Genomic DNA, 24,725 nt, shown 5'->3' with positions numbered 1-24,725 from the left:
GACCTGTGATTCGTGTACTGGTAGCAGAAGATCACACCATCGTGCGTGAAGGCATCAAGCAATTGATCGGCCTGGCGAAAGACTTGTTGGTGGTGGGCGAGGCGAGCAATGGTGAGCAATTGCTTGAAACCTTGCGGCATGTGCCGTGTGAAGTGGTGCTGCTGGATATCTCCATGCCGGGGGTGAATGGGCTGGAGGCCATCCCGCGGATTCGTGCGTTGAACAACCCGCCGGTTATTTTGGTGTTGTCGATGCACGACGAAGCGCAAATGGCGGCCCGGGCCTTGAAGTTTGGCGCGGCGGGTTATGCCACCAAAGACAGCGACCCGGCACTGCTGTTGACCGCCATTCGCAAGGTGGCCGCGGGCGGGCGTTATATCGACCCGGAGCTGGCAGATCGCATGGTGTTTGAGGTGGGGCTGACGGATGAGCGGCCGCTGCACGCGTTGTTGTCCGAGCGCGAGTTTTCGGTGTTTGAGCGCCTGGCTCAAGGCGCGAACGTCAACGACATTGCCCAGCAACTGGCGCTGAGCAGCAAGACCATCAGCACCCATAAAGCGCGGTTGATGCAGAAGCTCAACGTCACCTCGCTGGCGGAGCTGGTGAAGTATGCGATGGAGCATAAGTTGATCTAAACCGTAGGTGCGAGCTTGCCTCGCGATTTTTAGAAGGCAAAAAAGATCGCGAGGCAAGCTCGCGCCTACAGTTTTTTTGGGAGTGCATATCTGTTTGCGACAGTTTTGTGGCGGCTCTCAACGCAGGCGCTGGGCCGGGTGGAAGGAGGCGTTCTGTTTGCGACATTGCTATAGGGCAATCCCTACAAAAAGCCTTCCAACTCGCTGATGTAAATCTCTCCTGCGCCCCGATTTCTGTGGGCTGGCACCTTCTTTAGTCTTGGACTACAGCAGTCCAAAACAAAAGGTGCGGTTATGAGTGAGGTCGGTGCAAGCGCTGGGGCGAGTGATGTATTGGTCAGCTTCCGTGGCGTGCAAAAGAGCTATGACGGCGAAAACCTGATCGTCAAAGATCTTAATCTGGATATTCGCAAAGGCGAGTTTCTGACCTTGCTCGGACCGTCCGGTTCGGGCAAAACCACCAGTCTGATGATGCTGGCCGGCTTTGAAACGCCGACCGCAGGCGAGATTTTGCTGGCCGGACGGGCCATCAATAATGTGCCGCCGCACAAGCGCGACATCGGCATGGTGTTTCAGAACTACGCCTTGTTCCCGCACATGACCGTGGCCGAAAACCTCGGGTTTCCGTTGACGGTGCGCGGCCTTAACCGCACCGATGTCAGCGAGCGGGTGAAAAAAGTCCTCAGCATGGTCCAGCTCGACGCGTTTGCGCAGCGTTATCCGGCGCAACTGTCGGGTGGCCAGCAGCAGCGTGTTGCCCTGGCGCGGGCGCTGGTGTTCGAACCGCAGTTGGTCCTGATGGACGAACCGCTGGGCGCACTGGACAAACAGCTGCGTGAACACATGCAGATGGAGATCAAGCACCTGCACCAACGCCTGGGCGTGACTGTGGTGTACGTGACCCACGACCAGGGCGAAGCGCTGACGATGTCGGACCGGGTGGCAGTGTTCCATCAGGGCGAGATCCAGCAAATTGCCCCGCCGCGTACCCTCTACGAAGAACCTAAAAACACCTTTGTGGCCAACTTTATTGGCGAAAACAACCGCCTCAGCGGCCGCCTGCACAGCCAGGACGGGGAGCGCTGCGTGGTCGAGTTGAGCCGTGGCGAGAAGGTTCAGGCGCTGGCCGTGAACGTGGGCCGCACGGGCGATCCGGTGACGCTGTCGATTCGTCCCGAGCGCATCACCCTCAAGGACGCGAGCGAGTCCTGCGCCAACCGTTTCTCGGGGCGTGTCGAAGAATTTATCTATCTGGGCGACCACGTCCGGGTTCGTCTGGAAGTCTGCGGCAAGACCGATTTCTTTGTGAAACAGCCGATTGCCGAGCTGGACCCCACCCTGGCCGTCGGTGACGTCGTGCCGCTGGGCTGGCAAGTCGAACATGTACGTGCGCTGGACCCTGTATTAGAGGCGAATTGATCGCCCGGCTTCACCCACCCTGCACAGCGGAGAACACACAATGCACAAGACTTTAAAGTTAACGGCTCTGAGCCTCGGCCTGATGTTTGCGGGCAGTGCGCTGGCCGCGACTGACCTGACCGTAGTGTCGTTTGGCGGCGCGAACAAGGCGGCGCAGGTCAAAGCGTTTTACCAGCCGTGGGAAACCAAGGGCGACGGCAAAATCATCGCCGGTGAGTACAACGGTGAAATGGCCAAAATCAAGGCCATGGTCGACACCAAAAGCATCTCTTGGGACCTGGTAGAAGTTGAGTCGCCAGAACTGGCCCGTGGTTGCGATGAAGACATGTTTGAAGCGTTGGACCCTGCACTGTTCGGCAACCCGGACCAGTACGTCAAAGGCGCAATCCAGACTTGCGGCGCGGGCTTCTTCGTGTGGTCAACGGTACTGGCTTACAACGCCGACAAACTGAAAACTGCTCCGACCAGTTGGGCGGATTTCTGGGACACGCAAAAATTCCCGGGCAAACGCGGTTTGCGTAAAGGTGCCAAATACACCCTCGAATTTGCCTTGATGGCCGACGGCGTGGCGCCGAAAGATGTGTACACCGTGCTGGCGAGCAAGGACGGGCAGAACCGCGCCTTCAAAAAACTCGATGAGCTCAAGCCTTTCATCCAATGGTGGGAAGCGGGCGCTCAGCCGCCGCAGTACCTGGCCTCTGGCGACGTCGTCATGAGCTCGGCGTACAACGGCCGGATCGCTGCGGTACAAAAAGAAAGCAATCTGAAGATCGTCTGGAATGGCGGCATCTATGACTTCGATGCATGGGCCATCCCTAAAGGCCTGAGCAAGGCTAAAGCCGACGTGGCGAAGAAGTTCATGGCTTTCACCTTGCAGCCGCAACAGCAGAGCCTCTACTCGCAAAACATTGCGTACGGCCCGGCGAACAAAGAAGCCATGCCTTTGCTGCCTAAAGACGTGCAGGAAGACATGCCGACCGCCCCGCAAAACATCGTTAACCAGGTGCAAATCGACGTCAGCTTCTGGGCTGATAACGGTGAGCAACTGGAGCAGCGTTTCAACGCCTGGGCTGCCAAGTAAGCAGTACGCAACTGCGGCGTGGCTGATCTGGCCACGCCGCCATCGTTTAAAGATTTCCGGAGTTCGCCATGGCCATCGCCGTTCCCCTGAACGAGGTCTCCAACACGTCGTTGAAAAAACGCCTAAAGCGTGCCGAACGGGTTAATCGCTGGAAAGCGCAGGCCCTGATCGCACCGTTGGTTATTTTCTTGTTGCTGGTGTTCCTGGTGCCCATCGCGGCCCTGCTCTACAAAAGCGTCGGTAACCCGGAAGTGGTAGAGGGCTTGCCGCGTACGGTGGTGGCCGTGCACAGCTGGGACGGTAAGGGCTTGCCCGCTGAGCCGGTGTACCAGGCGTTGAGTGAAGACTTGGCCGAAGCCCGCAAGAATCAAGTGCTGGGTGATTTGTCCAAGCGTCTGAACATGGAGTTGGCCGGCTACCGCAGCCTGCTGATGAAAACCGCCAAGGGGCTGCCGTTCAAGGCGCAGCCAGCGTCTTACAAAGACGCGATGGAAGGCCTGGATGAGCGCTGGGGTGACCCGGCTTATTGGCAGGCAATCAAGCGCAACACCTCAAGCGTTACCCCGTTTTACCTGTTGGCCTCCGTTGATCACCGTATCGACGACTTGGGCGAAATAGCCCCGGCCACTCCGGATCAGTCGATCTATCTGGACATTTTTGCGCGTACGTTCTGGATGGGTTTTGTCATCACGTGCATCTGCCTGGTGCTGGCGTATCCGCTGGCGTACCTGTTGGCCAACTTGCCAGCACGCAAAAGCAACCTGTTGATGATTCTGGTGCTGCTACCGTTCTGGACCTCGGTGCTGGTTCGGGTCGCCGCCTGGATTGTCTTGTTGCAATCGGGTGGCCTGATCAATAGCGGTCTGATGAGCCTGGGCATTATTGATAAGCCGCTGGAGCTGGTGTTCAACCGCACCGGTGTCTACATCGCGATGGTGCACATCTTGTTGCCGTTTATGATTCTGCCGATCTACAGCGTGATGAAAGGCATTTCTCCGACCTATATGCGCGCAGCGATCTCACTCGGTTGCCATCCATTTGCCAGTTTTTGGCGAGTGTATTTCCCACAGACCTATGCCGGTGTGGGCGCGGGTTGCTTGCTGGTGTTCATCATTGCGATTGGCTACTACATCACCCCGGCCTTGCTGGGCAGCCCGAACGATCAAATGGTCAGTTACTTCGTGGCGTTCTACACCAACACCAGCATCAACTGGGGTATGGCGACGGCATTGGGCGGCCTGCTGCTGTTGGCGACCGTGGTGCTTTATCTGATTTACAACTGGCTGGTAGGCGCAAGCCGCCTGCGCTTGAGCTAAGGAGACCGCCATGCTGAGTCCTTATATGTCGCCCATTGAGCGGGTGTGGTTTTACAGCTTGCGCATTCTGTGCGGGTTGATCCTGTTGTTTCTGATTTTGCCGGTGCTGGTGATCATCCCGTTGTCGTTCAACTCGGGCAGCTTTCTGGTGTATCCGTTGCAGGGCTTTTCGCTGCACTGGTACCAGGATTTCTTTGGCTCGGCGGAGTGGATGCGGGCCTTGAAAAACAGCGTGATCGTGGCGCCTGCCGCGACCGTGCTGGCCATGGTGTTTGGTACGTTGGCGGCCATTGGCCTGACCCGGGGGCACTTCCCGGGCAAGGCGCTGGTGATGGCCTTGGTCATCTCGCCGATGGTGGTGCCGGTGGTGATTATCGGTGTGGCCAGCTACCTGTTCTTTGCGCCGCTGGGCCTGGGCAACAGCTACTTTTCGTTGATCGTGGTGCACGCGGTGCTGGGTGTGCCGTTTGTGATCATCACCGTGTCAGCGACCTTGCAGGGCTTCAACCAGAACCTGGTACGTGCTGCGGCCAGCCTGGGGGCTTCGCCGCTGACGGCGTTCCGCCGGGTGACCTTGCCACTGATTGCACCGGGGGTGATTTCGGGGGCGTTGTTTGCCTTTGCGACCTCGTTTGATGAAGTGGTCGTGACCCTGTTTTTGGCCGGGCCCGAACAAGCGACCTTGCCACGGCAGATGTTCAGCGGCATCCGCGAAAACCTCAGCCCGACCATTGCCGCCGCAGCGACGTTGTTGATCGCCTTCTCGGTGGTGTTGCTGCTGACCCTGGAGTGGCTGCGCGGGCGCAGCGAAAAAATGCGCACGGCCCAGGCATAAGGGTTACATCCAGCACGCATCCCATAAGGGATAGTCCCCGATTCGTGTGGCCAGGCCCGCACGGATCGGGTTTTGTACGATGTAGCGGGCGGTTTCTTTGAGGTCATCTTCACGGCGCAATGCCCTGTCGTGATAACCCTTTTGCCATAGTCGACCGCTGGACTGGCTGGCGTTGTTAACGGTCACGCTGCTGCGTGACTTGATACGGCACATTAATTCGCCCAGTGTTTTGTTGTTCAGTTCGACTAACCAATGAAAATGGTCCGGCATCACGACCCATGCCTTTGATGTCACGATGCCTTCGTCATGGGCTTGTTTAAATTGATCGACTAAAAGCCTTCCTAGCTGAAAGTCTTCAAACACTGGACGCCGTTGATCAGTCACCGTGGTGAGTAGATACAGTCGTCCTGGTTCGCAGTAGCGGCCTTTTAATAGGCGATTGCTGGTATAGCAACGCGGCATTCCTTTGCCCTCGTCTAGGTCCGTGTTTTTTAAAACTAGCCGTTGGGCGTAGACGGAGCCGCCTTCTTTATTCGCAAGATATTGCGGGAAGGTCCTTTGGCCCTTATCGCAGCCTTCGGCAGCGACTACATAGGTATGTGCCCTGTAGTCGCTGCCGCAGGCTGCGATCGGGCGCGAAGCGGTCGTGAAGTTGGCTTTAGGCGCCAATCATCACGGTGCGGTGGCGCTTCTTGGCAGGGCGTATACAATGCCCGCCACCGTGATTTGCTTATTAAAAGGTGCGTTATGCAGCCCTTCGCTATTGCCCCATCGATTCTTTCTGCCGATTTCGCCCGCCTGGGCGAGGAAGTCGACAATGTGCTCGCCGCGGGCGCTGATATCGTGCACTTCGATGTCATGGACAATCATTACGTCCCCAACCTGACCATCGGCCCGATGGTCTGCGCCGCGCTGCGCAAGTACGGCATCACCGCGCCCATCGATGCCCATTTGATGGTCAGCCCGGTCGACCGGATCATTGGCGACTTTATCGAAGCCGGGGCGACTTACATCACCTTCCACCCCGAAGCCACTCAGCACATTGACCGCTCTTTGCAGTTGATCCGCGAAGGCGGCTGCAAGGCGGGCCTGGTGTTTAACCCGGCCACGCCGCTGGATGTGCTCAAGTACGTGATGGACAAGGTCGACATGGTCTTGCTGATGAGCGTGAACCCGGGCTTCGGCGGGCAGAAGTTCATTCCCGGTACGTTGAACAAGCTGCGTGAAGCCCGTGCACTGATCGACGCTTCGGGCCGTGATATCCGCCTGGAAATCGATGGTGGCGTGAACGTCGGCAATATCCGTGAAATCGCTGAAGCCGGTGCCGACACCTTTGTCGCCGGTTCGGCCATTTTCAACACGCCGAACTACGAAGAAGTCATCCAGAAAATGCGCGCCGAGCTTGCGTTGGCACGCCCATGAGCCGTTTTGAGCAGTCGCTCCAGGGGCCGCTGCCTAAACTGGTGATGTTCGATCTGGATGGAACCTTGATCGACTCGGTTCCAGATCTGGCCGTCGCCGTTGAGAGCATGCTGCTCAAACTGGGGCGTCCACCGGCGGGCATCGAGAACGTGCGGATGTGGGTTGGCAACGGTGCGCCGTTGCTGGTGCGCCGTGCGCTGGCCGGCAACATGGACGCAAAGGGCGTCGATGACGCCGAAGCCGAGCAGGCGCTGGAGATTTTTATGGAAGCCTACGCGGGCGGCCATGAACACACCAAGGTTTACCCGGGTGTGCGCGAAAGCCTCAAGTGGCTGCAAAAGCAGGGCGTTGAAATGGCCCTGATTACCAACAAACCCGAGCGGTTTGTGGCGCCCTTGCTGGATGAGATGAAGCTGGGCCGGTTTTTTCGCTGGATTGTCGGCGGCGATACCATGCCGCAGAAAAAGCCGGACCCTGCAGCGCTGTTTTTTGTCATGAAAATGGCCGGTGTTACTCCGCAAGAGTCGCTGTTTGTCGGCGATTCGCGCAATGACGTACTGGCGGCCAAGGCCGCAGGTGTGCGCTGTGTTGCGCTGAGTTACGGCTATAACCATGGTCGACCGATTGCCGAAGAATCACCAGATGCAGTTATTGATAACCTGCAAGAGCTGATAGCCGGTTGCTTAGATTCGGCGCCTGAGATAACGTTGGGCGCTCCTGTTCACCCCTCTCAAAGAGATTCCATCGTGGTGGTCACTCGCAAACTCTGGATGAAAGTTATCAAGGCCCTGGCCCGTTGGCGTTGGCGCGCCTGACTTTTATCTGGCCGGAGATCCGGCACGTTTGCATACCTGACTGTTTTACCTCAGACCACGAGGCACCTCATGATCCGCGAAGAATTCCTGCGCTTGGCCGCTGCTGGCTACAACCGTATCCCGCTTGCACGTGAAACCCTTGCCGACTTCGACACGCCGCTGTCGATCTACCTGAAACTGGCCGACCAGCCTAACTCCTATCTGCTGGAGTCGGTGCAGGGCGGCGAGAAGTGGGGGCGTTATTCGATCATTGGTTTGCCATGCCGCACGGTGTTGCGTGCCCATGAGCAGCAGATCCGCATCACCCACGACGGTGTAGAAATCGAAGCTCACGAGGTTGAAGACCCGTTGGCTTTCGTTGAGGCGTTCAAAGCGCGTTACAACGTACCGACCATTGCCGGTCTGCCGCGTTTTAACGGCGGTCTGGTGGGCTATTTCGGCTACGACTGCGTGCGTTATGTCGAGAAGCGTTTGGGTAAATGCCCGAACCCGGACCCGCTGGGTGTGCCGGACATTTTGCTGATGGTGTCGGACGCTGTCGTGGTGTTCGATAACCTGGCCGGCAAGATGCACGCAATTGTGCTGGTGGATCCGTCTGAGGCCGATGCCTATGACGAGGGTCAGGCGCGTCTTGAGGCGTTGCTTGAGCAGTTGCGCCAACCGATTGCCCCGCGCCGTGGCCTGGATTTCACCCAGCAGCAAGCCGCTGATCCGGTGTTCCGTTCCAGCTTCACCCAGGCCGATTACGAAAAAGCCGTTGATACGATCAAGGACTACATCCTGGCGGGCGACTGCATGCAGGTTGTGCCGTCGCAGCGCATGTCGATCGACTTCAAGGCCGCGCCGATTGATCTGTACCGCGCGCTGCGTTGCTTCAACCCGACGCCGTATATGTACTTCTTCAACTTTGGTGACTTCCACGTGGTGGGCAGTTCGCCGGAAGTGCTGGTGCGGGTGGAAGACAATCTGATTACCGTGCGCCCGATTGCCGGGACTCGCCCACGCGGCGCCACGGAAGAAGCGGACCTGGCGTTGGAAAAAGACCTGCTCGGTGATGACAAGGAAATTGCCGAGCATTTGATGCTGATTGACCTTGGTCGTAACGACACGGGGCGCGTCTCGGAAACCGGTTCGGTGAAGCTCACCGAGAAGATGGTGATCGAGCGTTACTCCAACGTGATGCACATTGTGTCTAACGTCACTGGCCAGCTCAAAAGCGGCCTGACCGCAATGGACGCGTTGCGCGCCATTTTGCCTGCGGGCACGTTGTCGGGTGCGCCGAAAATTCGCGCGATGGAGATCATCGACGAACTGGAACCGGTCAAGCGTGGCGTGTATGGCGGCGCAGTCGGTTATTTCGCCTGGAACGGCAACATGGACACGGCCATCGCGATTCGGACCGCCGTGATCAAAGATGGCGAATTGCATGTACAAGCCGGCGGCGGCATTGTCGCTGACTCGGTACCGGCCCTGGAGTGGGAAGAGACGCTGAATAAACGTCGCGCGATGTTTCGTGCCGTAGCGCTCGCTGAACAAACCCCCGCATCCGACGCCTGAGGAGCTTTGCCATGTTGCTGATGATCGACAATTACGACTCTTTTACTTACAACGTTGTGCAATACCTCGGCGAGTTGGGTGCCGAGGTCAAAGTGGTGCGCAACGACGAATTGACCGTGGCCCAGATCGAGGCGCTCAAGCCTGAACGCATTGTGGTCTCGCCCGGCCCGTGCACGCCTAACGAGGCGGGCATTTCCCTTGAAGCGATCAAGTACTTTGCCGGCAAGCTGCCGATTCTGGGTGTGTGCCTGGGCCATCAGTCCATCGGCCAGGCTTTTGGCGGTGACGTGGTTCGCGCCCGGCAAGTGATGCACGGTAAAACCAGCCCGGTCTATCACCTGGACACGGGTGTATTCCAGGGCCTGAACAACCCGCTGACCGTGACGCGTTACCACTCGCTGGTGGTCAAGCGCGAAACCCTTCCGGAGTGCCTGGAACTCACGGCCTGGACGCAACATGCCGATGGTTCGGTTGACGAGATCATGGGCCTGCGCCACAAAACGCTGAACATCGAAGGGGTGCAATTTCACCCGGAGTCGATTCTGACTGAGCAGGGCCACGAACTGTTCGCTAACTTCCTCAAACAAACTGGCGGCACGCGCTAAGGACTTCTTATGGATATCAAAACAGCCTTGAGCCGTATCGTCGGTCACCTTGATTTGAGCGAAGCCGAGATGCGCGATGTGATGCGCGACATCATGACCGGCAAATGTACCGAAGCGCAGATTGGCGCGTTCATGATGGGCATGCGCATGAAGAGCGAGAGCATCGACGAAATCGTCGGTGCCGTCACGGCCATGCGTGAGTTGGCGGACAAGGTCGAGCTCAATACCCTGGACGGCGTGGTGGATATCGTCGGCACCGGGGGCGATGGCGCGAACATTTTCAACGTCTCCACGGCGTCTGCCCTGGTGATTTCTGCTGCAGGTTGCACGGTGGCCAAACACGGTAACCGTGCGGTGTCGGGCAAGAGCGGCAGTGCCGATCTGCTTGAGGCCGCCGGTGTGTACCTGAACCTGACACCTGTTCAGGTGGCGCGTTGCATCGACAGCGTCGGCATTGGCTTTATGTTTGCCCAGTCTCATCACGGCGCCATGAAGCACGCGGCGGTCCCGCGTCGCGACCTGGGGCTGCGCACCTTGTTCAACATGCTTGGCCCGCTTACGAATCCGGCTGGTGTGTTGCATCAAGTGGTCGGGGTGTTCAACCAGGCGCTGTGCCGTCCGCTGGCTGAAGTGTTGCAGCGTCTGGGCAGCAAACACGTGCTGGTGGTGCATTCGCAAGACGGTCTGGATGAGTTCAGCCTGGCCGCGCCAACGTTTGTAGCCGAGCTGAAAAAAGGTGAAATCACTGAGTACTGGGTTCAGCCAGAAGACTTGGGTATAAAGAGCCAGAGTTTGTTTGGCCTGGTGGTGGATAGCCCGGCGCAATCATTGGAGCTGATCCGCGATGCCTTGGGCCGTCGCAAAACTGAGGCGGGCCAGAAGGCCGCTGAAATGATCGTACTCAATGCAGGCGCTGCGTTGTATGCCGCTGACCTTGCCTACACGCTCAAAGAGGGTGTGGCCTTGGCCCACGATGCGTTGCACACAGGTCTGGCGCGAGAAAAACTCGAAGAGCTGGGCGCCTTTACCGCGATCTTCAAGCAGGAGAATGAAGCATGAGTGTGCCTACCGTTCTGGAAAAAATTCTGGCGCGTAAAGTTCAAGAAGTCGCCGAGCGCAGCGCACGCGTGAGCCTGGCGGAGCTTGAAGGTCTGGCGGCTCAGGCAGATCCTGTACGCGGTTTTGCCAAAGCCTTGTTGGCCCAGGCCAAACTGAAGCAACCGGCGGTGATTGCCGAGATCAAAAAGGCATCGCCGAGCAAGGGCGTGATCCGTGAAGATTTTGTTCCGGCCGACATTGCCAAAAGTTATGAGCTGGGCGGCGCAACGTGTTTGTCGGTGTTGACCGACGTTGACTACTTTCAGGGCGCCGATGCATACCTGCAACAAGCCCGTGCGGCGTGCAAGTTGCCGGTGATCCGCAAGGACTTCATGATCGATCCTTATCAGATCGTTGAAGCGCGCGCATTGGGGGCGGACTGCGTTTTGCTGATCGTCTCTGCGCTGGATGACGTGAAGATGGCCGAGCTGGCTGCCGTTGCCAAAAGCGTCAACCTGGATGTGCTGGTTGAAGTGCACGATGCCGATGAACTGGAACGTGCCTTGAAGACCCTGGATACCCCGCTGGTGGGTATCAACAATCGCAATTTGCACACCTTTGAGGTCAGCCTGGAAACCACGCTGGACTTGTTGCCACGGGTGCCGCGTGATCGCTTGGTGATCACTGAAAGCGGGATTCTCAACCGGGCCGACGTTGAGCTGATGGAAATCAGCGAGGTGTATTCGTTCCTCGTCGGTGAGGTGTTTATGCGCGCTGAGCAGCCAGGTGTTGAGCTGCAGCGTTTGTTCTTTCCGGAGCGTAGCGTGCATGTGACAGGCTCGACGCTGGATTAACCCGTTTTGTGTCAGGCAGGTCTCTATGGCGCTTATCCAGCAACTCACCGTTGAAGCAGGTCTTAAAGCCGAGCAGGATTTGCTGGCCTCGGTGTGTGCTGGGAATGAGGAGGCGGGTTTGCTGTTATGGCAGCCTACTGACCGGGCGCTGGTGATGCCTCGGCGCTTGAGCCGGTCGGCCGGGTTTGATGAGGCCAGTATTGAATTGGCCGCCAGTGGTTGGCCGATTCTGCTGCGTGAGACGGGCGGAGAGCCTGTTCCTCAATCGCCTTCTACCGTCAATATCGCGCTGGTGTATGCACCGCCCCGCAGCGAAGGCGATCACGGTCGTATCGAAACGGCCTATCGCCGCTTGTGTGACCCGATCTGTGATCTGTTGACGGCTTTGGGCGGCACGGCGTCTTTAGGCGAAGTCGAAGGCGCCTTTTGTGATGGCCGTTTTAACGTCAATCTCAATGCCCGCAAACTGGTTGGCACGGCTCAGCGCTGGCGCCAAAGCCAGGGCGGCCAACGGCCTGTAGGTCTGGTGCACGGTGCACTGCTGGTTGAGGATGAACGTGAGTCGATGGTGGCTGCCGTTAATCGTTTCAATCAGCGCTGTGCGCAAGGCAAACACTGCCTCGCTGACAGCCATATTGCCTTGCATGAAGTGTTTGCCGCGCCCGATTTCTTCGAGCGCCTGGGTGCCAGTTATCAACAGATTCTGGCGCCCCTGCTGCGCCCTTAGCGGGTGCCGTACACCACCATGGTTTTGCCTTTGACGCTGACCAGGTTTTGCTCTTCAAGACCTTTGAGCACACGGCCGACCATCTCTCGTGAACAGCCGACAATTCTGCCGATTTCCTGACGCGTGATTTTGATCTGCATCCCGTCCGGGTGGGTCATGGCGTCGGGTTGTTTGCACAGGTCCAGCAGGCAACGCGCGACTCTGCCGGTGACATCAAAGAACGCCAAGTCGCCCACCTTGCGGGTGGTATTACGTAAACGCTGAGCAATCTGGCCGCTCAGGGAGTAAAGAATCTCGGGTTCTTGTTGTGCGTACTCTCGGAACTTTACGTAGCTGATTTCTGCGACTTCGCATTCAGTCTTGGCTCGAACCCAAGCGCTGCGGGGTTGTTCTTGCCCTGCCTGTTCAAACAAACCCAGCTCGCCAATAAAGTCGCCTGAGTTGAGGTAGGCAATGATCATCTCGCGCCCTTCGTCGTCCTCAATCAGGATGGTGACAGAGCCTTTGAGGATGAAAAACAGCGTGTGTGAGTGTTCGCCTGCGCAGATGATATTGCTCTTGGTTGGATAGCGTCTGCGTTGGCAATGAGTCAAAAATTTGTCGAGATTCTTGATCTTGGATAGAGGGGTAATAGCAACCATGGTTGTATCCCGAAAGCGTACACAGTAAGGGGCAGATCTATTTATATAGAGAGCGCTGGCTGGCTGGCGCCAGTGATTTGGCGCCAGCTTAACAGACAGATTCTGTATGGTTTGTAGATTTTTTATTATGGGCTGACGGATAAAGCCTTTGGTGCGGTGAGTCACCGCTTTCAGGCCCTGTGCTAAGCTGGCGCCCCTTTTAGAACAGTGGAGTCTGGGTGATGAAGGCACGCATTCAATGGGCTGGTGAAGCCATGTTTCTGGGCGAATCAGGGAGCGGCCATGTGGTTGTCATGGACGGCCCTCCTGAGAGTGGCGGTCGTAACCTGGGCGTACGGCCTATGGAAATGCTCCTGCTTGGGCTCGGTGGCTGCAGTAACTTTGATGTCGTCAGTATCCTTAAAAAGTCGCGTCAGCCGGTTGAAAGCTGCGAGGCTTTTCTGGAAGCGGAACGCGCCACTGAAGACCCAAAAGTGTTCACCAAAATTCACCTGCACTTTGTCGTCAAGGGCCGCGGCTTGAAAGAAGCTCAGGTCAAGCGTGCGATCGAGCTGTCTGCCGAGAAATATTGCTCGGCGTCGATCATGCTGGGCGCAGCAGGTGTAGCTATCAGCCACGACTATGAAATTGTTGAGCTAGGCTGAGCCGACATCCAATTTACATAAAAGCATTGCAGACTCTGGCGATCAGAAGCTGACGTCTGCATAATGCGCCACTTTTTTAAGGGCAGTGGCAGGGAATAACCCCGGCTCACGTCCGAACAAATAACCAAAATCGCCATCGCGAAGAGGTGTTAACCGTCCTACGCAGGTGCGTCCACGCACTTGACGGGCATGCTGGATCACGCGGCCGAGCCGCATCGACATAGAGAGTTTTATAACGGTGAAAAGCAAACTCAAGCTCCACGGGTTCAATAACCTGACAAAGACCTTGAGCTTCAACATCTATGACATCTGCTACGCGGAAACCCCGCAAGACCAGCAGGCATACGTTGAGTACATCAATCAAGAGTACGACGCAGAACGCCTGACGCAGATCCTCACAGATGTGGTCGATATCATTGGGGCCAATATCCTGAACATCGCTCGTCAGGATTACGATCCACAAGGCGCCAGCGTCACTATTCTGATTTCTGAGCAGCCGGTAACGCCTACCGAAAGCCAGATCGAAGAATCCCCTGGCCCGCTGCCAGAGACCATTTTGGGTCATCTCGACAAAAGTCATATCACGGTGCACACCTATCCAGAGATTCATCCTGTGGACGGTATTGCGACTTTCCGTGTGGATATTGACGTGTCGACGTGCGGCGTTATTTCACCGCTTAAAGCTCTCAACTATCTGATCCATCAGTTTGATTCGGATATCGTGACGGTCGACTATCGTGTGCGTGGTTTTACCCGTGACGTAGAAGGCAAAAAGCACTTCATCGATCACGAGATCAACTCGATCCAGAACTACCTCTCCGAAGACACCCGCGACGGTTACCAGATGACCGACGTGAACGTGTACCAGGAAAACCTGTTCCACACCAAGATGCTGCTCAAGAACTTCGAACTGGATAATTACCTGTTCGGCGACGCGACCAGCAATCTGTCGGTTGAACAACGTGCGCAGGTCACTGAGCGCGTGAAGCACGAAATGCTCGAAATCTTCTACGCCCGCAATATGGGGTAAGTTTTCGCGCAACAAAAAAAGGCGGCTACCGAGAGGTAACCGCCTTTTTTATGGCTTGGATGCCGGGATCAGATGCGATAGGTGCTTTTGGTCATGACTTTCGCCAGCAGGCTCATGCCAAATTTTACCGGCGCCGGGAAGCGGTAGCCGCCTGCATTCAATGCTGACTCGGCGTGCTGTTCTTCGTCGAGGCGCATCTGCTCGAGGATAGCGCGGGATTTTTCATCTTCGGCAGGCAGTTGCTCAAGGTGCTCGTTGAGGTGTTTGCACACTTGGTCTTCAGTCGCGGCAACAAAGCCGAGGCTGACTTTGTCGCTGATCAGGCCGGCGACGGCACCAATGCCAAATGACATGCCGTAGAACAGCGGGTTGAGCACGCTGGTATGGCTGCCCAGTTGGTGGATACGGTGTTCGCACCAGGCCAAGTGGTCGATTTCTTCTTCAGCGGCATGTTCCATCGCTTCGCGCACGTGCGGTAACTTGGCGGTTAAGGCCTGCCCTTGGTACAGCGCTTGGGCGCATACCTCGCCGGTATGGTTGATGCGCATCAGCCCGGCCACGTGGCGGGCGGTTTTTTCATCGAGCGGCTTTTCGGTTTTGACAATGGCCGGGGAAGGGCGATGCGGCTGACCACTGAAGGGCAGCAGGGTGCGCATGGCGGTATCGGCTTGCAACAGGAGACGGTCAATCGGCGAGTAGTGACGTTGGGTAGTCATGCTTACCTCCGGAAAAAATCACGGTGGTCAGTTTACCTCAAACGCGTAGGCAGGGTTTGCGTTGGATCATGCGTCGGCGTGGGAGCGGTGGCTCCCACGGTGTGTACGGGCGGGCAGAGCAATCAGCCCGGCGGCCAGTTCATCTGGCGTTGACCCAGAACGTGCATGTGAATGTGGTAAACCGTCTGGCCTCCATTTTCATTGCAGTTCATCACTACGCGAAAACCGTCTTCGCAGCCCAGCTCTTTGGCCAGGCGCTGCGCGGTAAACAGAATGTGCCCGGCCAGCGGCTTGTCTTCTTCGGTCAGGTCATTGAGGGTGGCGATGTGTTTTTTTGGAATGACCAAAAAGTGAACCGGCGCTTGGGGGGCAATATCGTGAAAAGCCAGCACTTGATCATCCTCGTAGATGATCTTGGCCGGTATTTCACGGTTGATGATTTTGGTGAACAGAGTATCCAAAGCGTTGTCTCCGTGAGTGAAGTCCGGTCTGAGTGTACTCACGGACACCGATTACGCCCAGTCTCGTTAACGCGGGCAGTAAGATTTGTTCACTGAGGCTGCGATTTTGCGGGTCAGCCAGCGAGAAAGCAGGCGTGGCATGCGCGTGAGCCAGCGGTTGCGCCAGCCGGGCATGATAATCGCCTTGTTCTTGTCGAGTGCGCGCACGGTGTAAAGGGCAACTTCTTCAGGGCTCAGGGCACTTTTATTACGTTTGACGGCTTCCGGGTTCATGTTTGCCGCGTCGAAAAAGCCGGTGCGGGTGACTCCGGGGCACAGCACTGAGACTTTGATGCCGGTTTTTTTCACTTCTTCGCGCAAGCCTTCGGAGAAATGCAGGACATACGCTTTACTCGCGAAGTAGGTGCTGAGCCACGGGCCGGGCTGGTAGGCGGCGATCGATGAGACGTTGAGGATTTGCCCGCCACCCTGCACGGCCATCATGTTGCCAATGGCATGGCACATGCGGGTCAGGGCCAGGATGTTGAGCTCGATCAGGTCTTGCTCGGCGCTCCAGTCATGGGCGAGGAACGGACCGCAAGTGCCAATGCCGGCGCAGTTGATCAGCAGGTCGATTTGCCGGTCACCTTCCTCCAGCTCCAGCAAAAAGCCGGACAGGCGCAGGGGTTCGCCCAAGTCACAGGCGCGGAACAACACCTCGACACCGAAACGCTGGGTCAACTCAAGCGCAATGCTTTCCAGCGCATCGCGCTGACGCGCTACAAGGATGAGGCTGCGCCCGCGGCGGGCAAGTGCTTCTGCCAAGGCCAGGCCAATGCCGCTGGAAGCACCAGTGATCAAAGCGTAACGGGTCATGTTTCTCTCCATCGCAACGGTACAGTCCGGTGACAATGATGTCCCTGGCGTTAACGCGTTCATTTAGCTGCGCAGTTTACAGGGTGTTGCTGGTGGCTGCGTTGATCAACGTTGCCATTAAGCCTAAAGCGAAGAGCGCCGCCATCACGAACAGGCTCAAACCGATGAAGAAAATGATGATCCACGCGCCGATGGTGACTGAGCGGCTGTTGGGCGGTGGCGGCGGGCCGTATTTGTTCGGGCCTTCTGTGCCGGGCATCAGGAGCATCATGACCGCGAGTACCAGGTTGGCCATCGGTACCAGATGAAGCAGCAACATCCAGGCGGACCAATTGAGGTCATGCAGGCGCTGGGCGCCAATTCTCAGGCTAATGAACGCATAAGCAATGGCCAGTGTTGCGCCGCAGGTAATACCCAATGTGGGTGAAACATTGACGGCCAGCAGTACCAATACCCCGGTCACGATAGCAATGAGGGTGATCACGGTGCTCCAGACCAAAAATCGCAAACGGCCGATGCGACCGTCGAACCCCAGAGGGTCCAGCGTGGCGAAAGGTGTTTGTGAGGGTGTATTGCCCAGGCTCGGTTCTGGCATGGTGGCTTCCTTGTCGGTGTGTCTTTAAAAAAGCCCGCCGGGTGGGCGGGCTTCGAGGTGTCAGTGTCGCGGCCAATGCTGGGCCAGTTGTGAGGTAAGGCTTAACGCTGTGCGGTACTCCTCGTCCATGCGGGTAATTAATTGCTCGGTTGTCGGGAGATCGGTGATTTCTCCTACACCCTGACCCGCGGACCATACGGTTTTCCAGGCTTTGGCTTCGTCAGTGAGCGGCTTGAGTTTTACTTCGCCCTGGGTTTTAAGGGCTGCCAGATCAAAACCTGCATTCTCAAGGCTTTGACGCATGAAACTGGCGGGTACGCCCGATACCGCCGCAGTGTGGATGATGTCGGCGGCATGGGAGGCCACTAGCATCTCTTTGTATGCGTCAGGGGCATGGCTTTCCTGAGTGCTGATAAAGCGTGTACCCAAGTAAGCGAGGTCCGCGCCCAACACTTGAGCGGCCAAAATTTCGTGGCCGTGGTTGATGCAACCGGCCAGCAAAAGGGTTTTGTCGAAGAACTGACGAATTTCTGCCACCAGCGCGAGCGGGCTCCAGGTGCCAGCATGGCCACCGGCGCCTGCGGCCACAGCAATCAGGCCATCTACGCCCGCTTCAGCGGCTTTTTCGGCATGGCGGCGGGTGGTCACATCGTGGAAAACCAGCCCGCCATAGCTGTGGACAGCATCAACGACCTCTTTAACCGCGCCCAGGCTGGTGATGACGATGGGCACTTTATGCTCGATGCAAATCGCCAGATCCGCCTGCAGCCGTGGGTTGCTGTTGTGCACAATCAGATTAACGGCGTAGGGCGCCGGGTTTTCCAATGTCGCCAGCCCGGCTTCGATTTCTTCAAGCCAGGCTTTGAAACCACTGCTGTCACGTTGATTGAGCGCCGGAAAGCTGCCCACGACACCATTGCGGCAACACGCCAGGACGAGTTGCGGATTGGAAATCAGGAACATGGGCGCGGCAACTACCGGCAGGCGCAAGCGTTGATCCAGCAAGGCAGGCAGTGACATTGGATAACCTCAAGGTTGGGAGAGTTGAATTCAGAACGGTTTGACCACCACCAGGATGACGATGGCCAGCAGGAATAAAACAGGGACTTCGTTGAACCAGCGATAAAACACGTGGCTGCGTGTGTTCTCGCCACGGGCAAAGCGTTTTACCTGAGCGCCACACATGTGGTGATAACCGATCAGCAGAAACACCAGGGTCAGTTTGGCGTGCATCCACCCTTGGCTGAGAAAGCCCGGGGTCAGGTAGAGCAGCCAGCCGCCGAAGATCAGTGTGGCGATCATTGCAGGGCCCATGATGCCGCGATACAGCTTGCGTTCCATGAGGCTAAATCTTTCTTTGCTGACGGAATCTTCGCTTTGTGCGTGGTAAACAAAGAGGCGAGGCAGGTAAAACAGGCCTGCAAACCAACAGACGATGCTGATGATGTGGAAGGCTTTGATCCATAGATAAAGCATTTTTAGTTATTCCCAGGTTCACGGTAGACCAAATAGTAGTAGTAGAGCGTCTGAGAGTCACCTTGACGGTTGTCGCAGGGGCGCGGTGTCCCTATTATCGAGGGCTTTCCAGTGGGTTCGTTGAGGGCAGGTTATGGTCAAGGTCGGTATTGTCGGCGGCACGGGTTACACCGGTGTCGAATTACTGCGTTTGCTGGCACAGCATCCGCAAGCTGAAGTGGTTGCCATCACTTCTCGATCCGAGGCGGGCCTGCCAGTTGCCGATCTGTACCCGAACCTGCGCGGTCACTATGACGGCCTGGCGTTCAGCGTGCCGGACACTCAGACATTGGCGGCCTGCGACGTGGTGTTTTTCGCCACGCCTCACGGCGTTGCTCACGCACTGGCTGGCGAATTGCTGGCGGCTGGCACCAAGGTGATCGACCTGTCTGCAGACTTCCGCTTGCAGGACGCGGATGAATGGGCCAAGTGGTACGGTCAGCCGCACGGCGCGCCAGAGTTGTTGAAGGAAGCTGTTTATGGTTTGCCTGAAGTTAACCGCGAGCAAATCAAACAGGCCCGCCTGATTGCGGTGCCGGGTTGCTATCCAACGTCCGCACAACTGGGCTTTTTGCCGTTGCTGGAAGCCGGGCTGGCTGATACCTCTGTGCTGATTGCTGACTGTAAATCGGGTGTCAGCGGTGCCGGGCGCGGTGCGAGTGTCGGCTCGTTGTATGCCGAGACGTCCGAAAGCATGAAAGCTTATGCGGTAAAAGGGCATCGCCATTTGCCAGAAATTCGTCAGGGCCTGCATCGTGCTGCAGGTAAAGACGTGGGTTTGACCTTCGTCCCACATCTGACGCCGATGATTCGTGGTATTCATTCCACGCTTTACGCCACTGTGGTGGATCGTTCGGTCGACTTGCAGGCGTTGTACGAAAAGCGTTATGCCAACGAGCCTTTTGTTGACGTGATGCCTGCCGGCAGCCACCCGGAAACCCGCAGTGTGCGCGGGGCGAACGTATGCCGTATCGCGGTGCATCGCCCACAGGACGGTGACTTGGTCGTGGTGTTGTCGGTTATCGATAACCTGGTTAAAGGGGCTTCTGGCCAAGCGGTGCAGAACATGAACATTCTGTTCGGTCTGGATGAGCGCCTGGGCTTGTCTCACGCCGGGATGTTGCCGTAAGAGCAGCTGTAAGCTTCACGTTGTGCGCGGCAAGCGTGTAGCTTGAAGCTTGCCGCTGCTCCCTTAATAGTTGACCGCTTTTCTAGGAGAAGCGGATAATGCGCTTCATCACGCATTATGGCGGCATAGCGCCGGGAGATAGTCAGCATGAGCGTCGAATCCTTCACCCCCACGGCTTTGCAATTCACCGAAGGTGCTGCGCACAAGGTGAAGAGCCTGGTCGATGAAGAGGGTAATGATCGTTTGAAGTTGCGCGTATTTGTAACGGGCGGCGGTTGTTCCGGTTTTCAGTATGGTTTTACTTTCGATGAAGACGTGGCCGACGATGACACCATCGTTGAGCGCGAAGGCGTAAGCCTGGTGGTCGATCCGATGAGCTTCCAGTACTTGGCAGGTGCCGAGGTGGATTATCAGGAAGGCCTGGAAGGTTCGCGCTTTGTCATCAAGAACCCGAATGCGACCACGACCTGTGGTTGCGGATCATCGTTCTCGATTTAAGTTCGCGATACCTGCTACACCCTTAACGCCGCGTTGAATCGCGGCGTTTTGCTGTCTGCGATCAGGCGGGGTATATAGCGCCTAGAACACGCAGGCCGCGTGCCCCGGTGACGCTTGGGCGGTTGGTGGGGATGTTTTCAAGGCAGCAGTGCGCAAGCCATGCAAAGGCCATCGCCTCAACCCAGTCAGGATCAACGCCTTTGGCCTGGGTGCTGCTGACTTGTGTTTGCTGCAGTAACTGAGCGAGGCGGGCCATCAATGCACCGTTATGCGCTCCACCCCCGCAGACTAATAGTTCGCTGGTACGCGCTTGGGCTGCCTGCAGTGACTGCACGATAGTCTGCGCGGTGAGCTCCAGCAGGGTGGCCTGAACATCTTCTGCGGCAAAGGCCGGAAGCGCGCTCAGGTGATTCTGCAGCCATGGGAGGTTAAACACCTCGCGGCCTGTACTCTTTGGGCCCTTTGTTTGAAAGAAAGGGTCATTCAGCAAGGTGCTAAGCAGAAGAGGGGCGACATTGCCGCTGGCTGCCCATTGGCCATTTCGGTCATAGAGTTGATTGCGTTGCGTTTGTATCCAGGCATCCAGCAGAACATTCCCCGGGCCGCAGTCGAACCCTGCGACGGGGTTTTCAGGAGTAATCAGACTTAAATTGCTGAAGCCTCCTACGTTCAATACTGCTCGGTAGCCTACATCATCGGTAAACAAGGCTTCATGGAAGGCTGGAACCAGCGGTGCGCCTTGACCGCCAGCGGCTACGTCGCGACGGCGAAAGTCACTCACTACGCAAATATTGGTGAGCTCTGCCAGCAAGGCAGGGTTGCCGATCTGGACGGTGAAACCTTGTGCAGGCTCGTGCCGGATCGTCTGGCCATGGCTGCCAATGGCGCGGATGGCATTGGGCGATAGCTGCTGCTGCTTGAGCAGGCTATTGATGCCCTGAGCGGCCAGTTCGACCCAATGGTTTTCAGCGATGGCACAACGGGCTATTTCGTTTGGTCCGCTGCTGCACAAGCCCAGTAGTTCACTGCGCAGTGCGTCTGGCATGGGCGTGTAGTGGGTGGCGAGCAGTTTGATGCTCGCTCCCAGCTCTATAAGTGCAATGTCCAGACCGTCCAGGCTGGTGCCGGACATTACGCCTATATAGAGAGCCATGGCTTAGCGCTTGCTCGAAGCCAGGAGAGTGGCTTTCTCTTGGTTCATGCGGGCCATTAACGGTTGGCTTTGTTGCAGGAAGCGGGTGCGCTCTGCTTTTGCGATCGGGTCGGCCATTGGCAGCTTTTGGCCAAGCGGGTCTACGTGAACGCCATTGACCTGGAACTCGTAATGCAGGTGCGGTCCGGTGGACAGGCCCGTTGTACCGATGTAACCAATCACTTGGCCTTGCTTCACTGTGCCACCGGTTTTAATGCCTTTGGCGAAGCCTTGCATGTGCCCGTACAGGGTGCGGTAGGTGTTGCCGTGCTGGATGATGACGGTGTTGCCGTAACCACCTTGGCGGCCTGCAAGGAAGACTTTGCCATCGCCCGTTGCCTTGATCGGTGTGCCGCGCGGAGCCGCATAATCGACGCCTTTGTGGGCACGGATTTTGTTCAGGATGGGGTGCTTGCGGCCTGAAGAGAATCGCGAGCTGATACGGGCAAAATCAACCGGAGTACGGATGAATGCTTTGCGCATGCTGTTGCCGTCAGCGGTGTAGTAATTGCTGATGCCTTGCTTGTTGGTGTAGCGCACTGCGGTGTAGGTTTTGCCGCGGTTGGTAAAGCGGGCAGACAGGATGTTGCCGGTGCCGACGCTCTTGCCGTTAATCACTTTTTGCTCGTAGATGATTTCGAACTGGTCGCCAGGGTGGATGTCCTGAGCGAAGTCGATGTCGTAGCCGAATACCTTGGCCATTTGCATGGTCATGCTGTGCGGCAAGCCTGCACGCTGGCCGGAGGCAGACAATGAGCTGGTGATAACGCCGTGTACGTAGGCGGATTTGAGAGTCGGTTGTGCGGTCACGCGGCGAAACGTGTAGCCCTTGGCACTTTTGGTGAGGGTAATGGTTTCAAGATCACTTACCTGGCTGTGCAGGTTGTTTAGCTGACCGTCAGGGCCCATTTCAAACTCAAGTTTCTGGCCGTGTTTGAGCTGGCTGAATTGCTTGGCTTGTTTGTCGCTGGCCAAAATTTCATGAACGGAGGACGCGGGCAGGCCTACTTTTTCGAATAAAGTAGACAGCGTATCGCCTTTGGTGACGACCACTTCACGATGGTTTGGGGCTTTGGGTTCTTCGACTTTGGCGGTGGCTTCGGGTGGGCTGTCTGGCTGTTCTATTTGAGCAAAAGGCGCTGGGGTAGCGTCGTTGGTCGTCTGGACCAGCTCTTCGCTGCCTTGGTCTTGCTTGAGTTGCTCGGCAGGGGTTTCCAGTTCGAGGCTCAGGGTTGTTCTTTTTGCTTCTACTTCGCTCGATGGGAAAACCAACAGGGCCAAGCTTAAAAGGGCGGCGATACCACTTGCGGCAAGCAGGTGGGTCTTCGGATAAAGCGGTGGCGCTTTAGGCGGTTGACTGGTCATAGATAATTTGACTTTGAATAAAGGATGAATTGGAAAAGATGACTGACACGGTAAAGATGAAATAACTGTATAAAATATAACCAAATCACCCTTGAAGCAAGTCGACGAACCTTTCCTGGGCGGATGGTCGCCATATGCCGGGCAGAACTTGTAATTAGTCTCTGATCTTGTATGGTTGGTTCCTTTTTGAATTTGAGCCTTACGGGTCTGATATGAAGTCGGTTGAAGAGCAGCTAGCGCTAATCAAGCGTGGTGCCGAAGAGGTGCTGGTCGAGTCTGAATTGGTCGAGAAACTCAAGCGCGGCCAGCCGTTGCGTATTAAGGCAGGTTTCGACCCGACGGCGCCGGATCTGCACTTGGGGCACACCGTACTTATTAATAAGCTGCGCCAGTTCCAGGATCTGGGGCATCAGGTGATTTTCCTTATTGGGGACTTCACCGGGATGATTGGCGATCCAAGTGGCAAGAGTGCTACGCGTCCTCCGCTGACGCGTGAGCAAGTACTCGATAATGCCGAGACTTATAAAACCCAAGTCTTCAAGATTCTTGATCCGGCCAAGACCGAGGTGGCGTTCAACTCCACCTGGATGGATCAAATGGGGCCTGCTGACTTTATTCGTCTGACGTCTCAATACACCGTTGCTCGTATGCTCGAGCGCGATGACTTCGACAAGCGCTACACCACCAACCAGCCAATCGCTATTCATGAGTTCCTTTATCCGTTGGTGCAAGGTTATGACTCTGTTGCGCTGAAGGCTGATGTTGAGCTGGGTGGTACTGACCAGAAGTTCAACTTGCTGATGGGGCGTGAGTTGCAGCGCGGCTACGGCCAGGAAGCTCAGTGCATCGTGACGATGCCGCTGCTTGAGGGGTTGGACGGTGTTAAGAAGATGTCCAAGTCTTTGGGTAACTACGTCGGGATCCAGGAAGCGCCGGGCGTGATGTATAGCAAGCTGGTTTCTATTCCGGATGCGTTGATGTGGCGTTACTTCGAATTGCTGAGCTTCCGTTCGATGGACGAAATCAATGCTTTGCGTGCTGATGTTGAGGCGGGGGCTAATCCGCGTGACATCAAGATCAAGCTGGCTGAAGAGATTGTGGCGCGCTTCCATGGTGAAGAGGCGGCAGCTAATGCTCATCGCGGTGCGGGTAACCGGATGAAGGATGGCGAGTTGCCGGATGACTTGCCTGAGATTGAACTCGTGTCGGCAGAAGACATGCCGATTGCGGCCGTCCTTAATAAAGCAGGCTTGGTGAAGAACTCTGCGGTTGCGCGGGATTTGCTGAGCTCGGGTGGTGTGCGTATAGATGGTGAGGTGGTTGATCGCTCCTATATATATGCAGTGGGTTCGACTCACGTTTGCCAGGCTGGCAAGAAATCTTTTGCGCGAATTACGCTAAAAGCTGAATAAAACTGAAATTAGTGCTGGACGGCGCATTTTATTAGCCTATAATGCGCCCACTTCCGGCACAGTCGAAACGGAAAACTCTTTGAATATCAATGAGTTGGATGATTTTTACGGTGCCAGCTTCAATTCATCGAAGCAGGAAATGAGGTGTTGACAGCAGCGTGTAACGCTGTAGAATTCGCCTCCCGCTAACGAGAGATCGAAAGCGCAAGTGGTTGATGTTGCAAAGGAAACTTTGAAAACATCTTAAAATAACCGCTTGACAGCAACAGAGGCTGCTGTAGAATGCGCGCCTCGGTTGAGCGAAAGCTTAACCAACCGCTCTTTAACAACTAAATCAAGCAATTCGTGTGGGTGCTTGTGGAGTCAGA

The 24,725-nt window shown here is 56.5% G+C and carries 27 protein-coding genes; 17 read left to right on the top strand and 10 right to left on the bottom strand.

All coding sequences use genetic code 11. The features are described 5' to 3' along the window. The first annotated feature begins 5 nt into the window (after window positions 1-5). From TU84_RS20150 to TU84_RS20130, 5 genes are all read left to right on the top strand, one after another. Window positions 6-635, top strand: coding sequence for a response regulator (locus TU84_RS20150; protein ID WP_048372210.1), 630 nt, complete (start codon window positions 6-8; stop codon window positions 633-635). 294 nt (window positions 636-929) lie between these two features. Continuing rightward, the gene (locus tag TU84_RS20145) at window positions 930-2,054 is read left to right on the top strand and encodes an ABC transporter ATP-binding protein (RefSeq protein WP_048372209.1); all 1,125 of its coding nucleotides are present in this window, start codon (window positions 930-932) and stop codon (window positions 2,052-2,054) included. Window positions 2,055-2,094: 40 nt separating this feature from the next. Then, complete coding sequence (locus TU84_RS20140) at window positions 2,095-3,135, top strand: ABC transporter substrate-binding protein (RefSeq protein WP_048372207.1); 1,041 nt, start codon at window positions 2,095-2,097, stop codon at window positions 3,133-3,135. Between the two features lie 68 nt (window positions 3,136-3,203). Next, the gene (locus tag TU84_RS20135) at window positions 3,204-4,451 is read left to right on the top strand and encodes an ABC transporter permease (protein WP_048372205.1); all 1,248 of its coding nucleotides are present in this window, start codon (window positions 3,204-3,206) and stop codon (window positions 4,449-4,451) included. 10 nt (window positions 4,452-4,461) lie between these two features. After that, complete coding sequence (locus TU84_RS20130) at window positions 4,462-5,286, top strand: ABC transporter permease (RefSeq protein ID WP_048372203.1); 825 nt, start codon at window positions 4,462-4,464, stop codon at window positions 5,284-5,286. Between the two features lie 3 nt (window positions 5,287-5,289). Here TU84_RS20130 and TU84_RS20125 read toward each other — a convergent pair whose 3' ends face one another. After that, window positions 5,290-5,748 carry an REP-associated tyrosine transposase gene (locus tag TU84_RS20125; protein ID WP_048372365.1) on the bottom strand — a complete coding sequence of 153 codons (459 nt, stop codon included), beginning with the start codon at window positions 5,746-5,748 and terminating at the stop codon, window positions 5,290-5,292. A gap of 285 nt (window positions 5,749-6,033) precedes the next feature. Here TU84_RS20125 and rpe point away from each other — a divergent pair, with 285 nt between their 5' ends. The 7 genes from rpe to TU84_RS20090 all read left to right on the top strand — a co-directional run bounded on the left by rpe (window position 6,034) and on the right by TU84_RS20090 (window position 12,304). Then, window positions 6,034-6,708 carry a ribulose-phosphate 3-epimerase gene (gene rpe / locus TU84_RS20120; RefSeq protein WP_048372202.1) on the top strand — a complete coding sequence of 225 codons (675 nt, stop codon included), beginning with the start codon at window positions 6,034-6,036 and terminating at the stop codon, window positions 6,706-6,708. Beyond that, the gene (locus TU84_RS20115; RefSeq protein ID WP_048372200.1) at window positions 6,705-7,523 is read left to right on the top strand and encodes a phosphoglycolate phosphatase; all 819 of its coding nucleotides are present in this window, start codon (window positions 6,705-6,707) and stop codon (window positions 7,521-7,523) included. The genes rpe and TU84_RS20115 overlap by 4 nt, the downstream gene beginning before the upstream one ends. A gap of 69 nt (window positions 7,524-7,592) precedes the next feature. Continuing rightward, window positions 7,593-9,080, top strand: a complete 1,488-nt coding sequence (gene trpE, locus TU84_RS20110; RefSeq protein ID WP_048372199.1) for an anthranilate synthase component I — start codon at window positions 7,593-7,595, stop codon at window positions 9,078-9,080. An 11-nt stretch (window positions 9,081-9,091) separates the two neighbouring features. Further along, entirely contained in the window at window positions 9,092-9,685 is a 594-nt protein-coding gene (locus TU84_RS20105; protein ID WP_048372197.1) for an aminodeoxychorismate/anthranilate synthase component II, read from the top strand. A 9-nt stretch (window positions 9,686-9,694) separates the two neighbouring features. Next, window positions 9,695-10,744 (top strand): anthranilate phosphoribosyltransferase, encoded by a 1,050-nt coding sequence (gene trpD, locus TU84_RS20100; RefSeq protein WP_048372195.1) that lies wholly within the window; start codon window positions 9,695-9,697, stop codon window positions 10,742-10,744. Then, window positions 10,741-11,577 (top strand): indole-3-glycerol phosphate synthase TrpC, encoded by an 837-nt coding sequence (gene trpC / locus TU84_RS20095; protein ID WP_048372194.1) that lies wholly within the window; start codon window positions 10,741-10,743, stop codon window positions 11,575-11,577. The genes trpD and trpC overlap by 4 nt, the downstream gene beginning before the upstream one ends. A 25-nt stretch (window positions 11,578-11,602) precedes the next feature. Then, window positions 11,603-12,304: a lipoate--protein ligase family protein gene (locus TU84_RS20090; RefSeq protein WP_048372192.1), complete on the top strand. Its 702-nt coding sequence runs from the start codon at window positions 11,603-11,605 to the stop codon at window positions 12,302-12,304. Here the strand turns inward: TU84_RS20090 and crp are convergent. Continuing rightward, window positions 12,301-12,945 carry a cAMP-activated global transcriptional regulator CRP gene (crp, locus tag TU84_RS20085; RefSeq protein WP_048372190.1) on the bottom strand — a complete coding sequence of 215 codons (645 nt, stop codon included), beginning with the start codon at window positions 12,943-12,945 and terminating at the stop codon, window positions 12,301-12,303. The two genes, TU84_RS20090 and crp, sit on opposite strands and share 4 nt — an antisense overlap. Window positions 12,946-13,166: 221 nt before the next feature. On the opposite strand from crp, the gene TU84_RS20080 reads away from it, so the two are divergent. Beyond that, window positions 13,167-13,589 (top strand): OsmC family protein, encoded by a 423-nt coding sequence (locus TU84_RS20080; RefSeq protein WP_048372189.1) that lies wholly within the window; start codon window positions 13,167-13,169, stop codon window positions 13,587-13,589. Between the two features lie 238 nt (window positions 13,590-13,827). Beyond that, entirely contained in the window at window positions 13,828-14,619 is a 792-nt protein-coding gene (gene speD / locus TU84_RS20075; RefSeq protein WP_048372186.1) for an adenosylmethionine decarboxylase, read from the top strand. Window positions 14,620-14,687: 68 nt separating this feature from the next. Here the strand turns inward: speD and coq7 are convergent, their stop codons facing one another. The 6 genes from coq7 to hemJ form a co-directional block, all read right to left on the bottom strand. Then, window positions 14,688-15,335, bottom strand: coding sequence for a 2-polyprenyl-3-methyl-6-methoxy-1,4-benzoquinone monooxygenase (coq7, locus tag TU84_RS20070; RefSeq protein WP_048372185.1), 648 nt, complete (start codon window positions 15,333-15,335; stop codon window positions 14,688-14,690). A gap of 122 nt (window positions 15,336-15,457) precedes the next feature. Continuing rightward, window positions 15,458-15,796, bottom strand: coding sequence for a histidine triad nucleotide-binding protein (locus TU84_RS20065; RefSeq protein ID WP_048372183.1), 339 nt, complete (start codon window positions 15,794-15,796; stop codon window positions 15,458-15,460). A gap of 66 nt (window positions 15,797-15,862) precedes the next feature. Continuing rightward, window positions 15,863-16,651, bottom strand: coding sequence for an SDR family NAD(P)-dependent oxidoreductase (locus TU84_RS20060; protein ID WP_048372181.1), 789 nt, complete (start codon window positions 16,649-16,651; stop codon window positions 15,863-15,865). 76 nt (window positions 16,652-16,727) lie between these two features. Next, complete coding sequence (locus tag TU84_RS20055; protein ID WP_048372180.1) at window positions 16,728-17,246, bottom strand: DUF805 domain-containing protein; 519 nt, start codon at window positions 17,244-17,246, stop codon at window positions 16,728-16,730. 60 nt (window positions 17,247-17,306) lie between these two features. After that, on the bottom strand, window positions 17,307-18,266 hold the full coding sequence (locus TU84_RS20050; RefSeq protein ID WP_048372178.1) for an NAD(P)H-dependent flavin oxidoreductase: 960 nt from the start codon (window positions 18,264-18,266) through the stop codon (window positions 17,307-17,309). A gap of 30 nt (window positions 18,267-18,296) precedes the next feature. Beyond that, entirely contained in the window at window positions 18,297-18,722 is a 426-nt protein-coding gene (hemJ, locus tag TU84_RS20045) for a protoporphyrinogen oxidase HemJ (RefSeq protein WP_048372176.1), read from the bottom strand. Window positions 18,723-18,855: 133 nt separating this feature from the next. Here hemJ and argC point away from each other — a divergent pair, with 133 nt between their 5' ends. Both argC and erpA read left to right on the top strand, forming a co-directional pair. Then, window positions 18,856-19,890, top strand: a complete 1,035-nt coding sequence (argC, locus tag TU84_RS20040; protein WP_048372174.1) for an N-acetyl-gamma-glutamyl-phosphate reductase — start codon at window positions 18,856-18,858, stop codon at window positions 19,888-19,890. Window positions 19,891-20,037: 147 nt separating this feature from the next. After that, window positions 20,038-20,388 (top strand): iron-sulfur cluster insertion protein ErpA, encoded by a 351-nt coding sequence (gene erpA, locus TU84_RS20035; protein WP_048372172.1) that lies wholly within the window; start codon window positions 20,038-20,040, stop codon window positions 20,386-20,388. Between the two features lie 61 nt (window positions 20,389-20,449). On the opposite strand, the gene TU84_RS20030 is transcribed toward erpA, so the two are convergent. Together TU84_RS20030 and TU84_RS20025 are read right to left on the bottom strand one after the other, a co-directional pair. Further along, window positions 20,450-21,541, bottom strand: a complete 1,092-nt coding sequence (locus TU84_RS20030) for an anhydro-N-acetylmuramic acid kinase (RefSeq protein WP_048372170.1) — start codon at window positions 21,539-21,541, stop codon at window positions 20,450-20,452. A 3-nt stretch (window positions 21,542-21,544) separates the two neighbouring features. Then, the gene (locus TU84_RS20025; RefSeq protein ID WP_048372168.1) at window positions 21,545-22,945 is read right to left on the bottom strand and encodes a peptidoglycan DD-metalloendopeptidase family protein; all 1,401 of its coding nucleotides are present in this window, start codon (window positions 22,943-22,945) and stop codon (window positions 21,545-21,547) included. A gap of 212 nt (window positions 22,946-23,157) precedes the next feature. Between TU84_RS20025 and tyrS the strand changes: the two genes are divergently transcribed. Continuing rightward, complete coding sequence (gene tyrS / locus TU84_RS20020) at window positions 23,158-24,357, top strand: tyrosine--tRNA ligase (protein ID WP_048372167.1); 1,200 nt, start codon at window positions 23,158-23,160, stop codon at window positions 24,355-24,357. The last annotated feature ends 368 nt before the right edge of the window (window positions 24,358-24,725 follow it).

This window comes from Pseudomonas helleri (assembly GCF_001043025.1).
Taxonomy (GTDB): domain Bacteria; phylum Pseudomonadota; class Gammaproteobacteria; order Pseudomonadales; family Pseudomonadaceae; genus Aquipseudomonas; species Aquipseudomonas helleri.
Note: the sequence above shows the minus strand (reverse complement) of the source record. Positions and strands in the feature narration are given on the sequence as shown.

Coding starts and splice junctions, on each gene's coding strand:
- TU84_RS20145 (WP_048372209.1), top strand. CDS start 930: ATGAGTGAGGTCGGTGCAAGCGCTGGGGCGAGTGATGTATTGGTCAGC.
- TU84_RS20140 (WP_048372207.1), top strand. CDS start 2,095: ATGCACAAGACTTTAAAGTTAACGGCTCTGAGCCTCGGCCTGATGTTT.
- TU84_RS20135 (WP_048372205.1), top strand. CDS start 3,204: ATGGCCATCGCCGTTCCCCTGAACGAGGTCTCCAACACGTCGTTGAAA.
- TU84_RS20130 (WP_048372203.1), top strand. CDS start 4,462: ATGCTGAGTCCTTATATGTCGCCCATTGAGCGGGTGTGGTTTTACAGC.
- TU84_RS20125 (WP_048372365.1), bottom strand. CDS start 5,748: ATGCCGCGTTGCTATACCAGCAATCGCCTATTAAAAGGCCGCTACTGC.
- rpe (WP_048372202.1), top strand. CDS start 6,034: ATGCAGCCCTTCGCTATTGCCCCATCGATTCTTTCTGCCGATTTCGCC.
- TU84_RS20115 (WP_048372200.1), top strand. CDS start 6,705: ATGAGCCGTTTTGAGCAGTCGCTCCAGGGGCCGCTGCCTAAACTGGTG.
- trpE (WP_048372199.1), top strand. CDS start 7,593: ATGATCCGCGAAGAATTCCTGCGCTTGGCCGCTGCTGGCTACAACCGT.
- TU84_RS20105 (WP_048372197.1), top strand. CDS start 9,092: ATGTTGCTGATGATCGACAATTACGACTCTTTTACTTACAACGTTGTG.
- trpD (WP_048372195.1), top strand. CDS start 9,695: ATGGATATCAAAACAGCCTTGAGCCGTATCGTCGGTCACCTTGATTTG.
- trpC (WP_048372194.1), top strand. CDS start 10,741: ATGAGTGTGCCTACCGTTCTGGAAAAAATTCTGGCGCGTAAAGTTCAA.
- TU84_RS20090 (WP_048372192.1), top strand. CDS start 11,603: ATGGCGCTTATCCAGCAACTCACCGTTGAAGCAGGTCTTAAAGCCGAG.
- crp (WP_048372190.1), bottom strand. CDS start 12,945: ATGGTTGCTATTACCCCTCTATCCAAGATCAAGAATCTCGACAAATTT.
- TU84_RS20080 (WP_048372189.1), top strand. CDS start 13,167: ATGAAGGCACGCATTCAATGGGCTGGTGAAGCCATGTTTCTGGGCGAA.
- coq7 (WP_048372185.1), bottom strand. CDS start 15,335: ATGACTACCCAACGTCACTACTCGCCGATTGACCGTCTCCTGTTGCAA.
- TU84_RS20060 (WP_048372181.1), bottom strand. CDS start 16,651: ATGACCCGTTACGCTTTGATCACTGGTGCTTCCAGCGGCATTGGCCTG.
- TU84_RS20055 (WP_048372180.1), bottom strand. CDS start 17,246: ATGCCAGAACCGAGCCTGGGCAATACACCCTCACAAACACCTTTCGCC.
- TU84_RS20050 (WP_048372178.1), bottom strand. CDS start 18,266: ATGTCACTGCCTGCCTTGCTGGATCAACGCTTGCGCCTGCCGGTAGTT.
- hemJ (WP_048372176.1), bottom strand. CDS start 18,722: ATGCTTTATCTATGGATCAAAGCCTTCCACATCATCAGCATCGTCTGT.
- argC (WP_048372174.1), top strand. CDS start 18,856: ATGGTCAAGGTCGGTATTGTCGGCGGCACGGGTTACACCGGTGTCGAA.
- erpA (WP_048372172.1), top strand. CDS start 20,038: ATGAGCGTCGAATCCTTCACCCCCACGGCTTTGCAATTCACCGAAGGT.
- TU84_RS20030 (WP_048372170.1), bottom strand. CDS start 21,541: ATGGCTCTCTATATAGGCGTAATGTCCGGCACCAGCCTGGACGGTCTG.
- TU84_RS20025 (WP_048372168.1), bottom strand. CDS start 22,945: ATGACCAGTCAACCGCCTAAAGCGCCACCGCTTTATCCGAAGACCCAC.
- tyrS (WP_048372167.1), top strand. CDS start 23,158: ATGAAGTCGGTTGAAGAGCAGCTAGCGCTAATCAAGCGTGGTGCCGAA.